The sequence below is a fragment of the Prosthecobacter sp. genome (genome assembly GCF_044378005.1).
Taxonomy (GTDB): domain Bacteria; phylum Verrucomicrobiota; class Verrucomicrobiia; order Verrucomicrobiales; family Verrucomicrobiaceae; genus Prosthecobacter.
This window is the reverse complement of the sequence record NZ_JBILYB010000171.1, coordinates 1-11684: the sequence shown is the minus strand read 5'-3', so window position 1 is coordinate 11684 and position 11684 is coordinate 1. Positions and strand designations below refer to the sequence as shown.

Sequence of the window (11684 nt, the reverse complement as noted above, 5' to 3'; positions counted from 1 at the left end):
CTTTCGGGGCGACCAGCATCCCACAGCGCTATCGCACTGCATTGCCAGGGGATAACCACCTCACGACATACTCACATTGGCTGGCGGTGCAGAATGGTAGTCCAGCCCCGCGTCCTGCCGCCATGGACCCTACTGCGAGATACATTGCGACGGGGCGTGACCTTGCTGAGTACGTTCATCATGATTTTTCATCCCAAGCTTTCCAGGGGGCTGCTTTGATTTTATTGGCCCAGGGTGCAGCTGCTTTGGATGATGCTAACCCCTATAAGCGCGTCTCCAATCAAGGTGGTTTCGTCACCTTTGGCGCCCCTATGGTGCTTGACCTCGTGGCGCGGGCTGCCATCGCGGCGCTAAAGGCTGCGTGGTTCCAAAAGTGGCTAGTTCACCGTCGGCTCCGGCCTGAGGCCTACGGTGGTCTTGTTCATCATCGACTTAATGGCACAGCCAACTATCCAATTCACGAAGACGTTCTAAACTCAGCAGTGCTACCCCTAATTCAAGGTGCTTATGGCACGGGTCTGCTGCCAATGTCATACCCTGAAGGTTGTCCAACCCATCCAGCCTACCCAGCAGGTCATGCTGTTATCGCGGGTGCCTGTGTCACAGTATTGAAGGCTTTTTTCAAAGAGAGCTTTATCCTGCCTCAACCTGTGATGTCAGATGCGGGAGGCACTCATTTGTTGTCCTACCATGGCACTTTATCCGTTGGCGGAGAATTGGACAAATTGGCCTCAAACATCGCTCTAGGCCGTGATATGGCTGGCGTGCATTATCGTAGTGACGGCATAGAGGGACTGAACTTGGGTGAGGAGGTGGCTCTCCGCTTACTCCGGGACTACAAACACATGAATCATGAATCATTTACAGGATTCAGCCTCACTAGATTCAGCGGTGCGCCGGCACTACTTTGAAACGCTACTTCAAAGCACCGCGAGACGAAGCAAGTCAGCAGCCTCTTTCCAGAAGTTCAGTGCGAAAGACAAAGACACTTATTAGCGGGGGTAGCCCTTCATTCACCACTTCATTATTGCATCGCATTTATGAGCTAAGCTTCTTGAAGTAACCCAACCCAATGTTTTTAAAAACCTATTTTCTATCAATAATATAGAGGATATACTATTTGTAAAGCGCAGTTAAATAAATCCACCAATGAAATATACACGAACTCACCACCTCTCCTGCCTTCTAGGCCTTTTGTTGCCGATGATGTCCGCAGGCCTCTCCCATGCTGCCGAAACGCGCGATTTGGATGATGACGGCATCCCCAACTACAGCGACCACGATATCGACAACGATGACCTGCCAAATGGCCTCGATCGAAATGTGGATGGAGGCACAGCGCGCTCCGGCCCATAAGCCGGGCGATATGTCGGGGACCGCCTGAATAATGACAGCACGCTCGAGCTCGACATTGATGATGATGGCCTGAACGACGACGATCCGGCCGAGCTTGATATCGATGGGGATGGTTTTGCCGATGACAGCGCATTGGAAACGGACATCGACGGAGATGGCCGCCCCGATGACAGCCCGAGTGAAAGTGACATCGATGGCGATGGCCGCATGGACAACTCTTCCAGCGAATCGGACATCGACGGCGACGGCTTGGCAGATGACAGCCCCTCTGAGTCTGACATCGATGGCGACGGCTTGGCGGATGACAGTCCCTCTGAGTCTGACATCGATGGCGATGGCCGCGATGACAGCTCTATGGTCGAAAGTGATATCGACGGCGATGGCCGTGCGGATGACCACCCTTCTGAGTCTGACATCGACGGCGACACTCGGAATGATGATTCGAACGACGAAAACGACATTGATGGCGACGGCCGAAACGACGACACTTTGGACGAGGATGACATCGACGGCGACGGACGTCGCGACGATTCTCTTCAGGAGCTGGATATCGACGACGATGGTAGAACGGATGATTCGCCCAGCGAACTGGACATTGATGGTGACAATCTCACCGACGACGATCCCTCTGAGTCCGACGTCGACGGCGATGGTCGGCGCAATGGTGACCCCGATGAGGATGACTGTGATGGCGACGGACGCCGCCGTGGGAAAGACTTGGACGACGATGGTGACGGAGTGGACAACCGCGACGATGATGACGATGATCACGACGGCCTGCGCGATGACGACGATGACGACGACGCTGGCCCCGGCCTGCCTGCCACGCAAGTGGGGGACGGACAGGCACCCACCGCACTCACGGGACTTACCTATCTCGTCAGCGAAAAAGGTATCCAACTGCCTGAGCGTCTCGTCTTCACCACGGGCACAGCCGGCCGCCAGACAGACGCGGTTGAGACCGACCTCTTCACTTATACTTACACACCCAATGGGCCCAATGCCACCCTCCGCCTAAATTTTAAGACGGACAAATGGGACGTGTACAGCCTGAACTTCGCCACGGGTGCCTTCAGTCGTGATGAGTTCGACAAGAACCAGAAAAAGGACAGTGACACGGGCACGTTTGCCCTTCCTGCACCTTAAGGAACCTACACTCCACCCACGCCGCAGAAGCCAGTCTTCTGCGGCCTGTTTTTGTCCATCGGTGATACCTTCTCGCACCCAAAACCTTCTTTGGCTGACTGCACTACTGGCCAGCAATGCCGTGTGGTGGCGGCATGGCCAGCCTAGCGGAGGCGACCCGGCTGCCGCAGAAGCAGCAGCGCCTTTTCAGACTGTCGGAATGGTTGTGGTGGATGCCCTGCCCAGTGGCATGAGGCAGCCGCAGCCATTGGATGTCATCCTGACAAGCCTGGACCCTGAATGGCGGCGCATTGAACTGGCTGCTCTCGGGGCCGAGAAAGCCTCGCGGGATCCGCGTGCCGCGCTGGCGTTGGTCGCCTCCATTCCTGGCCTCGCCGACCGGCAGGCATACCTCAGGCAGTTGCTCGGCACGTGGGCCGCCACTGATCCAGGGGCAGCGCTGGAAGCCTGTGGCACCCTGCCTCCTGGAGAGCTGCGCGCCATGGCGTATGCTGCTGCATCAGCCGTCTGGGCGGAAAAAGCGCCCCGCCAAGCAGCAGAGTGGGCTGCCAGCCACCTCACCGGCACTGCCAGGGCCGCCTCGATGCAGGCTGTGGCACGCGCTTGGGCAAAGGAGGATCCTGATGCTGCCGCTCAATGGGCGCTCACCCGCGCTTCCACGCGCGAGGGGGCCGCCGCCATCCTTGCCGTCATGGAGCACTGGGCAAACACCGGCCCGCAAGATGGCGCAGACTGGGCCGCAAAACTGAGCCCTGGCGCGTTTCGGGATACGGCGCTCAGCTCTGTGCTGGCGGAATGGGCTGACCAATATCCTGACAAGGCGGCACGATGGATCGACAGCCACCCTGAGTGTGCTGGCCTAGCGAGTGTGATCGCCCATGCGTGGACAGAGGCAGACCCGCAGGCTGCAGCCGCCTGGGCCACGCGGCTGCCGGATCCAGATGCCCGTGCCGCCGCTCAACACGCCGTCATATCCTCTTGGGCGGCCGCTGATCCTGCTCAGGCGCTCAGCTGGCTCGGCAGCCTGCCGGACGCGCAGCAGCGTATCCAGCTCACATCCGCAGTCATTGGTGCCTGGGCTGCGGATGAGCCTGTTGCCGCCCTGCATCACGCCGATGCACAGCAGGCCTCTGAAGAGCGGGCTACCCTACAGGATCAAGTCCTCTCTACCTGGGCGGCTAGCTCTCCAGATCAGTTGGCGGATTGGATTCAAAAAAACCCAGCTTTGCATTCCACCGACACGGCACGCCAGCACCTGGCTGCCGCCTGGACCCGCACTGAGCCCGAGCGTGCCCTGACCTTGGCTGGCGGCATCCGTCAGCCCCCACTCCGCCAAGAGGTCATCAGTCGCATCCTCGCGGACTGGCAAGAAAGCAATGCGACAGCCGCTGATGCCTTCCTTCGTCGTTACCCGCAGATCGCCCACCAGCTTGACTCTCATTGAACCTGAACGCCGCGATGGAAGAAGGGGGCGTTTTGCGCTGCTGAGTTGGTGCGATTCAAGTTGGAGAGAACGCTATTTCGCCCAATGCAGAAAACGAAACCGTCAATTTTGCAGCACTTGCCGGTGCCCCAGCGTATCGGCCGCTGCACGCACCTTGGAGCCTGCACGGAAGCATGTGGCCGGCGTGGCCGGCGTAGCCAGCACGCGGCCCGCTTTCACAGGAGGATGGCAGGGGGCCTCCATCCACCACGGCGGCGGTTGGTTGCACATTCTTTCCTGCCGCCAGACGCAGGATCGCACGCAAATCGTGTGCCATGGCTTCAAAGCAGCCAACCTTTTCTCCAGTGACGTGCCTGCTGATGAGTGGCGAACCAACGAGGCAGCTCATGAAGCAGCATCCGCCAGGGTCAACAGGCTCTCACGATGTAGAGCAAACCGTTGAAGAGATCGCGCAAGGGATGATCACGTTGCTGCGCATCTTCTCTCATCAGGCACAAATAGGGCGCACAAAAGGCCCATTCCTCATCACTGACATCGCTGAGATAACTGACGGTTCTTTCTCGCGGTGAGTTGATTGCTTCTTGGGGCATTCGCAGCTTATACCCGTATCTTTTTCGGGTGTGCCGCGCTTTTATCTCCAAAGTTCATAACACACTCTAGGCGCGACGCTGGGCTTGTATCGCACCCTTTGACTTGTGTAAGCAAGACAGTTGGACAAGAGGTGGCGGCGGCCCCGTAGAAGGCCGCCGCCGTGGGATGAATCAGTTCCGGGATGAATCAGTTCCTGAAGGGACGGATATCGAAAAGCACGCTCGCTTCAATCGCGCCGGTTGCTATGCTACGGGCCTGCATCTCAATGTGAGTGAGGTTTGTCACATTGAAGCGGCGGATTCTCGCATCGTAGGTCGCCGCACCGGTAAGCGGATCAATCGCCATCGGAATGGGTGTCTCGCGACGTGTCTGGCTACCGTCAGGAAGCGTGTTGATCATGACTGCGACGAGGCTGACGCCCTGCGGCTTGTCCACCGTACCGCGCCAGCGCGGTTCATTCGCGGCCACACGAATGTCGAATCTGTCCCCAGTGATATGGATACCGGCGTTTGGGTCCGTAAATTCGGTCAGGACTTCCTGCACAAAAATCACATGCTCGCTCACCATATGGCCGACCACATCAAGGTTGGTTTGGCCTCTAACGACCTGCCTGAAGAACTCTTCGCGAGGGATCACCGCCTCACCAAGACCAAGCACGTCGGCGCCGAACCGCGGATCTTGGTTGAAAATCAGCAGCAAATCACCAATGACGAACGAGTCTGGGCGCGTGCTATTACCACGTGCAAGTGAGGTGACCACGCCTGCGGCGACATTTTCGGCGAGTTCGATCACAACCTCGATGTCCGGAACAAAGTATTCGTTGCCTTGGTCATCGACGTAGACATGGCCCGCTGACTTCAGCGTGCCGCCAGTGGACATTGGATAGGTCCAGGCAGCCGGATCAGCACCACGGAATCCTGCCCGGTCAAGGAAGTCTGCAGGCAGAGCTGCCGCATTGGCTTGGTAGCACTGCTGCACGATCTGGAAGTAGTTCTGCTCGATGGCAGCCTGCGCAACTGGGTCACGCAGCAGTCCTGGGGCGCTGGCCGTGGCACGGCGTGCTTCTGAGGTGCTGAAAATAGAGCGCGTGGCACCTAGACGACGCGGGCCGAGAGTCCCTGAGACCGTCACTAGATCACGGTCAAAGCCTATGGCATGAGTGTCGGCGAGGCGTTCAAAGTCTGCCGCACCGATGCCGGTGTGCGCTTCACCATCCTGCCCGAGCACGGATGAGCCGCTGATCAAAAGCGGCTCACCGTTTACCGTGGCAGGGATGGTGATCTTCTTCCCAGTGACGAAGATGCCCTGATTGGCTAGGTCGAGGTTCCAGATCGGCCCTTCCGTCGCAAACAGCGACAATGGGGCCTTTTGGCGGAGGATACGTCCATCCAACATAACCGCGATTTGACCTGTGACGGTGTTGGGCGGGGTAGGCTGGACTTGCGCGGAGGCAGTCCAGCCTAGGGAGCAGAGTGCGGCAAGAGCGACGGTTCTGGCTCGATTCATATAACTGCGCCGATTTTGGCGAGTCAGATTTCTTTCTTTTCTCATTTTTGTTATTTTTGGTTTTTTGTTTTTCCTTTGTGGAGGAATTTGAAGCACTCATGCGCGCCGGGACCGATCAGCGCCGTGAGGGGATCTTAATATTATGGTGATTATTCCTGTTAGCTGATGGACGCCAGGAACTCGCCTTCTCTTCAGGCTGGTAAACTTAATTACCATACAATGGAGTAGGTACCGTGGTTTGTTTAAGATTTACATAATATTAATGGTATCTAAATTATATTATATATATGGCCATTTAATCTTTTATTGATAATCATGATTTGTGTTACCCCTTTTTTTGCGTCGATTCTCAAGTCTGAGGAACGCGAACGGAACGAGTTGCACCATGAATTAGGCACACGTTAAGCGGGCATTGGCTGGCGTTTGGTTTGTATCACAGGCACCCGCGATTCCATTTGCAGCGAAGCTCGCAAATACCGAGGTTTGAGCATGAAGTGCAGGGCAGCCCCCCTGTGCGGCATTCCTTGGCGGTCCCCTGCCCCGCACGATACCAAAGCCATCCGAATCATGCGGACCACACTGGCAGATCCGCCAGTGATCCATCAATGAACGTGTGATGCCAAAGCTGCGTCGCCACCACCGCCGCCAGCCCCATCTCCACTGAAAGGCGCGGCAGCGATCCGACCCGCAGTTCACGATACGCTTTCCGCCAATGCCGCACCTGAGCGACATCGAAGTAGCCAGTGCGCCGCAGTGATTCTTCACTCAACAGTTCGCTAACAAACTTCGGCTCAGGATCAATGTGGAAGCTGTCCAGCGGCGCACGAAAGATGACCTTATGCCGCCGTGCGATCTCTTTGGGCAGCCAACGCTCGGCGACGAGGCGCAGCAGGTGCTTGTCGCGAAAGCCATTCAGCTTCCAGCGCGGATGCAGCTTCGCCGTGAAGTCGAACACCTCTTCATCGAGAAACGGATAACGCACCTCCACGGAGGAATGCATCGCCACGCGATCGCCCTTTGCTTGCAGCAAATGCCCAGCCAGCGTGACTCGCGCACCGACCCACAGACTCCGATTCAGCGGACTCCAGCGCTTCGCGCGCTCCAGATTCATGCCTAGCTCCTCCCAGGGCCGCGCTTCAGCCAGAACCTCGCGCATCGGCTCGCCGTAAAAGCGCAGCTTCGAGAGCGCCAGCACGCCATAGCTGTCGATCCACGCTTTCGGGCTACCCACAGCATCTTCCCACATTTTCCGGCTCGCCGCGGGGAATTGCGGCACGTTGTTCAGCCGCAGGAAACCACGCCTCGCCAGATCGCTCAAGCGCAGGCCGGGGATGACATCCATGGCATTGAAAATCTTCGCGATCTTATACCACGGATACCCCGCCAGCCATTCGTCCGCGCCTTCGCCCGTGAGCACCACTTTTTGCCCGTTGGCATGAACCCGCCTCGCCAGCATCAGCAGCGCTGCGCAGGAGTTCCAGGTCAGCACCAACTTGATTTACGAATGGCGACTGCGCCTTCAAGGCGGCAGCGCAGGACAGCTTGAAGGCGCTAAGGCGCGAGAACACCCGCCTCCTGGCCGAGAACGACATTTTAAAAAAGCCGCCGTTATCCTCGGCACCAAGCCCCATCTCAACGGCGCGAAATGATCCACCTCATCGCCACCAGCACGCACCACATCGTGCGGCTCATCTGCCACAGCTCTTTGGCAAAGCGTTGCGTATGCAGCCTTGATGCTCCCAGCCGCCCATGGTTACCGGCACTAAGCGCACGTTGGCCTCGCTCAAAGGCGGCAAGTGGGAGGCTTGCATCGCCTCCATTCTGTTGACCCACCGTGTCCCTGCAGCGCATGTTTTCGCCTGTATATTTAGCCTCCGTAAATCAGAGCTGAGTTTTTCAGCAGATTACAGGCCAATTTTCATGCGGCAGATGGGTTAACAAAAATTCTGAATCAAACATAAATATATTCCTAATAATTAGGCTGATTGATTGCTATGGGTTAACCCATTAATAAACTAACAGTAGATTAGCGGTCCGGTTACGTTTTATATGTGAACCGAACTGGACCAGCCTGTTCCTTCTGGAACGTTACCTTGCTCGTTGTGCTCTTTGCCACAAACGGGCTCGGCCAAGTGTCCTACCAGGAGGCGGGGTGGCGCTCCTACCAACACGCGAGCGAGGCGGCACGAGCGGCCCAGTGGGCTGACTATTATTCCCACCAGGCCTGGCAGAATCGACAGCGGCAGGACCTCGTAGCCCTTGCCTGGCAGTGGAAGGCTTACGAAACCCAACAGCGCCAGTGGACCTCCTACTACCAGCAGTTTGCCAACGCACAGTCCGCCATGCACTCCCAGTCTTCTGCCGCCACGACCCTGCCGCAGACCATCGGTGGCGGCCAGCCACCTATCGTCATGCGCGGCAGCCAGGCCTATGGCCATATCAGCCTGCCCGCCACCCTTCACCGCATGATCCAGGCCGGCAACGCTCTAAAAAACAAGCCCTACATCTTCGGCGGCGGCCACCGCCAGCTCGAGGACGTGGGTTACGACTGCTCCAGCTCGGTGTCTTACCTGCTGATCAAGGCCGGGCTGCTAAGCCAGGTACTCAATTCCAACCGCTTGGCTAACTATGGTGCACCTGGGCCCGGGCGCTATGTCACCCTATGGGTAAAACCCGGGCATCATGTCTTTATCACAATCTGCGGACTGCGGCTTGACACCAGCGGTGGTCAGGTGGCGGAGGGGCCACGCTGGCGCACAACGGACCGCAGCCTCAGCGGATTCATGCCGCGCCATCCACCCGGGCTGTGACCCCCTTCAGCCTACATGAGACGTATTTCGAAAAAGACGGATTGGAGTGTCGGCTCCTTCCAGCAGGATGCCGGCCTGCTACTCCTCCGGCTCGGCCTCGGCCTACCCATGTTGTTGCAGCACGGGCTGCCCTACTGGAGGCACTTTCAGGAAGAGGCTCCCCGCTTTCTCAGCGTCTCCGGCCTTGATGCCCATACCACACTCGTCCTGACCATCGCCGCCGAAGTAGGCGCATCCCTGCTCATGATCGCTGGGTTCTTCACTCGTGCTGCATCTCTCCTCTTTGCTACTACAATGGCGGTGGCCTTTGTCGTCGTCCACGGTGCCAGCTTCCAGGGGGAGCAATCCGGAGAGCTGGCCTTCCTTTACTTCGTCGGGGCGGCCGCCCTCATCATCATGGGGCCGGGGCGCTTCTCATGGGATTGCTACAAGACCGCCTAGGGCACCAAAGACCTCCATATTAAGTGGTGTCTTCGCAAATCAAAGGCGTCGGAGATGGTCGAGGAAGGAGGCGAACACAATGAAGCCTGCGAAGGATGACGCGGTTTTGTCTGATCTCAGGGCGATGCGTTTGTGAGCCTTGAGGCGTTGGAAGAGGTTCTCGACCTCATGGCGATGAGCGTAGATGCTTCTGTCGAACGGTGCGGGTTGATCCTCCAGTTTGAGGAAGCCTTTGCGTGGTATGGTGCTGCCAGTGGCACCATGCTCGTTCAATGCCTTGCGGAAGCTCAGGCTGTCGAACCCCTTGTCTCCCACAAAATGAATGTCGCGAAAGGCTTCGAGCATCTGGCGTGCCGCAGTTTGATCATGCAGGTTGCCAGAGGTCAGGACGAAGGCGCAGAGGCTGCCAATATTATCCACAGCGGCAAGCAACTTGGTGGTCATGCCTCCGCGTGAGAGGCCGATGGCTTCTGCCTCGCGGGTCTTTTTGCTGCCTTGCAGACCGTGCTGGTGGAGCTTGATGTAGCTGCCGTCGACATGCCGCAGAGTGCCTTTGGCCTGCTGGGCGAGCTGGGCGATTTCCTGCGCTTTCCAAGCGACGCCCTCATGCTCCAGCGGGATCGCCTTGCGCGACGCAGGCAAGTTCCAGCCGAGATCCTCAATGAAGAGGTCGGCGAAGCGAAACGCTTGCAGTTTGGCGCGTGCTTCGGTGGGATTCAGACGGGGGGCGGGCATGAGAAACTAAGCTGGCGTATAAAGGGCGGGACGCTACGAATCAAAGAGTGATGTTGGCGGGAGCGATGAGAGAGGAGCGGCAACAACACCCGCAGCCAATCCAAGCGAACAGAGAAGCTGGAAGGCCGTGGCTGAGCTTTCGAGGCGCTTGAAAAGATTGGTGCGGCAGAAACCTTTCAGGCGCTTGCCCGCACGGGTAAGGTCGTCAGTCAGTTTAACAGCCGCCGGAGTCAGGTCTGCCGGAAGAGTCTTTTTCAGGTAGAGCGCCAAGCCGTAACGAGGGAGTTCCAGGTTGTCGATGATGCCGACGATTTCATCCCGGAACAGGCGGGCGCATGGATCAGACTTGTCCTCGGGATCGGAGCGAAACTTGACCGAACGCGGATGGCGTATGGGGAAATAAGCCCGCGTGCCATCCTGCAATGTGATGAAGTAGCGCGGTGGTTCGGTGCGGTCATCCTTCTCGGCGTAGTTGCGGATGATGAAGGAACGAGTGCGTCGAACCATGAACAACCGCATGATTTCCCGCCAGTCATCGGCATGCGTGCTCACCTCAAAGGCGCTGAGTGAGGATGGAGGGGTGTTGGGATTTTTGAGGCTGAATTGAGCCTCGCCCACCTCACGCAAAAGCACCTCTGGGCGTACGCCGATGTCTTGCTGCTCTGGAAGGAAGAGCCGCAGCTGGCTGGAGAGATCAAGATAGGTCTTGTTGTAAGGCGTCGCAGTGAGCAGTACCACTTTAGAGTCGTTCTTTTCCACATAAGCACGAATGGCCTGGTAGGTTCGGCCCTCGCGATTTCGGAAATTGTGAGACTCGTCGATGATGACGAGGCGGTAGCGAGGGAACTCATCGGTGAGGTCACGGATGACCTTGCTATGCGACAAGACACGGTGCGCCCGAAACTTGAAACGATGGGCATAGTCCTCCCACATTTTGGTCAGGTTCTTCGGACACAAGATCAGCGTCTCAAGCATGTGATCGTCCCCCATGACGCGGGCAATGGCTGAGGCGATGCGCGTTTTTCCCAATCCGACCACGTCACCCACAAGAACACCACCGCGCTTGTTCAGATGGCGCAATGCAAGCTGAACGGCCTTGATCTGGAAGGCTTGGAGGTCAGCGGCCACATCTGACGGCAGTCTAAACTCTTTGATCCCATCGCGTGCATCACGGGAGAGGTGCCACGCGATTTTGAGATAGATGTGATGCGGCGGGATGAGTTTTTCACTCGCCCAGCACTCTTCAAGAATGGTGATGAGTTCCTGAGTGATGTCGAGGCACCAGTTTTCTTTCCAACGATCTTCAAACCATTGAGTGAGCTTGGCCGCAGCATCCTTGTCGAGAACATCGACATTCAACTCACCTTGCTTCCGCAGGCCAGCGAACGTGAGGTTGCTGGAGCCTAGGTATGCAATGGTGGGATTGATGGTGTCCTGCCGATGCGCGAGGTAGAGCTTGGCATGAAGCTGATGCTTCAAGAAGAGCTTCACCTGGAGCCTGCCATCCCTGAGCTGTCGCGCCAATCGGCGAAGCCCCGCCTCGTCGGCGTCATTCGGAATGCCAAGGGTGAGCTGCTTGCGAAACTCGGTTGCCATCCGATTCTTCAACTTCACCACTGTGGCGTTATCTAGCTTGGAATGATCTGAGCCGGAAG

The 11684-nt window shown here is 57.5% G+C and carries 11 protein-coding genes; 6 read left to right on the top strand and 5 right to left on the bottom strand.

The window, feature by feature from the left end:
- The first annotated feature begins 122 nt into the window (after positions 1-122).
- Positions 123-911, top strand: a complete 789-nt coding sequence (locus tag AC6FTP_RS22765) for a vanadium-dependent haloperoxidase (RefSeq protein WP_497209207.1) — start codon at positions 123-125, stop codon at positions 909-911.
- A gap of 274 nt (positions 912-1185) precedes the next feature.
- Here AC6FTP_RS22765 and AC6FTP_RS22760 read toward each other — a convergent pair whose 3' ends face one another.
- A complete protein-coding gene (locus AC6FTP_RS22760) occupies positions 1186-2127 on the bottom strand; it encodes a hypothetical protein (RefSeq protein ID WP_497209206.1) in 942 nt (313 codons plus the stop codon).
- Here AC6FTP_RS22760 and AC6FTP_RS22755 point away from each other — a divergent pair.
- The 3 genes from AC6FTP_RS22755 to AC6FTP_RS22745 all read left to right on the top strand — a co-directional run bounded on the left by AC6FTP_RS22755 (position 2095) and on the right by AC6FTP_RS22745 (position 4515).
- Positions 2095-2502, top strand: a complete 408-nt coding sequence (locus AC6FTP_RS22755; RefSeq protein ID WP_497209205.1) for a hypothetical protein — start codon at positions 2095-2097, stop codon at positions 2500-2502. The genes AC6FTP_RS22760 and AC6FTP_RS22755 overlap by 33 nt on opposite strands.
- A gap of 229 nt (positions 2503-2731) precedes the next feature.
- Positions 2732-3946, top strand: a complete 1215-nt coding sequence (locus tag AC6FTP_RS22750) for a hypothetical protein (protein WP_497209204.1) — start codon at positions 2732-2734, stop codon at positions 3944-3946.
- Between the two features lie 386 nt (positions 3947-4332).
- A complete protein-coding gene (locus AC6FTP_RS22745; protein ID WP_497209203.1) occupies positions 4333-4515 on the top strand; it encodes a hypothetical protein in 183 nt (60 codons plus the stop codon).
- Between the two features lie 208 nt (positions 4516-4723).
- Here AC6FTP_RS22745 and AC6FTP_RS22740 read toward each other — a convergent pair whose 3' ends face one another.
- Entirely contained in the window at positions 4724-5896 is a 1173-nt protein-coding gene (locus AC6FTP_RS22740) for a hypothetical protein (protein ID WP_497209202.1), read from the bottom strand.
- A 712-nt stretch (positions 5897-6608) separates the two neighbouring features.
- A complete protein-coding gene (locus tag AC6FTP_RS22735) occupies positions 6609-7532 on the bottom strand; it encodes an asparagine synthase-related protein (RefSeq protein ID WP_497209201.1) in 924 nt (307 codons plus the stop codon).
- Between the two features lie 604 nt (positions 7533-8136).
- On the opposite strand from AC6FTP_RS22735, the gene AC6FTP_RS22730 reads away from it, so the two are divergent.
- The gene (locus tag AC6FTP_RS22730; protein WP_497209200.1) at positions 8137-8853 is read left to right on the top strand and encodes a hypothetical protein; all 717 of its coding nucleotides are present in this window, start codon (positions 8137-8139) and stop codon (positions 8851-8853) included.
- A gap of 15 nt (positions 8854-8868) precedes the next feature.
- Entirely contained in the window at positions 8869-9294 is a 426-nt protein-coding gene (locus AC6FTP_RS22725; RefSeq protein WP_497209199.1) for a DoxX family protein, read from the top strand.
- 39 nt (positions 9295-9333) lie between these two features.
- Here the strand turns inward: AC6FTP_RS22725 and AC6FTP_RS22720 are convergent, their stop codons facing one another.
- Together AC6FTP_RS22720 and AC6FTP_RS22715 are read right to left on the bottom strand one after the other, a co-directional pair.
- The gene (locus AC6FTP_RS22720; RefSeq protein ID WP_497209198.1) at positions 9334-10029 is read right to left on the bottom strand and encodes an IS5 family transposase; all 696 of its coding nucleotides are present in this window, start codon (positions 10027-10029) and stop codon (positions 9334-9336) included.
- Positions 10030-10062: 33 nt separating this feature from the next.
- Positions 10063-11684, bottom strand: a 1622-nt coding sequence (locus AC6FTP_RS22715) for a phospholipase D-like domain-containing protein (RefSeq protein ID WP_497209197.1), incomplete at its 5' end; no start/stop codon positions are given.

Bases quoted from the DNA above. Each gene is read 5' to 3' on its own strand.
- AC6FTP_RS22765 (WP_497209207.1), top strand. From the start codon at position 123: ATGGACCCTACTGCGAGATACATTGCGACGGGGCGTGACCTTGCTGAG.
- AC6FTP_RS22750 (WP_497209204.1), top strand. From the start codon at position 2,732: ATGAGGCAGCCGCAGCCATTGGATGTCATCCTGACAAGCCTGGACCCT.
- AC6FTP_RS22720 (WP_497209198.1), bottom strand. From the start codon at position 10,029: ATGCCCGCCCCCCGTCTGAATCCCACCGAAGCACGCGCCAAACTGCAA.
- AC6FTP_RS22725 (WP_497209199.1), top strand. From the start codon at position 8,869: ATGAGACGTATTTCGAAAAAGACGGATTGGAGTGTCGGCTCCTTCCAG.
- AC6FTP_RS22745 (WP_497209203.1), top strand. From the start codon at position 4,333: ATGAAGCAGCATCCGCCAGGGTCAACAGGCTCTCACGATGTAGAGCAA.